Raw genomic sequence first — 387 nt, 5'->3', positions numbered from 1 at the left:
TGTGCGTGGCGATTAAGGGAGGGGCTGTGCTTGAAAAGGTAGTTAGGGCCGGGGCTAAAGAGGTGGATTGGGGGGATGTGGGGGAGACAGAAGACACTCGTGGAGGCGAGCCGATAGAGCAGATTGAGGGGGGGGGGGGGAGGGGGGGGGGGGGGGGGGGGGGGGGGGGGGGGGGGGTGGGGGGGGGGGGGGGGGGGGTGGGGGGGGGGGGGGGGGGGTCACATCATACGCCATTACACTGCCATGCATTTTTTGAGGTGGAACTGCAGGAGTATCAGGATTATCCCCCATTGCACATTCCACATCTATATTTGTAATTTTTACAGCTTCATCAACCCTTTTACCTATACAAAGTCCTGCCATTATATCACTACTAGCTACTGCGGT

General features: G+C 59.2%; 1 pseudogene. It reads right to left on the bottom strand.

Going from position 1 to position 387, the window contains the following annotated elements:
* Positions 1 to 219: 219 nt before the first annotated feature.
* Positions 220 to 387: pseudogene (locus KJQ97_RS09700) on the bottom strand (iron-sulfur cluster assembly scaffold protein); the annotation flags it as partial.

It is taken from the genome of Campylobacter sp. 2018MI01 (assembly GCF_018501205.1).
Classification (GTDB): domain Bacteria; phylum Campylobacterota; class Campylobacteria; order Campylobacterales; family Campylobacteraceae; genus Campylobacter_E.
Note: the sequence above shows the minus strand (reverse complement) of the source record. Positions and strands in the feature narration are given on the sequence as shown.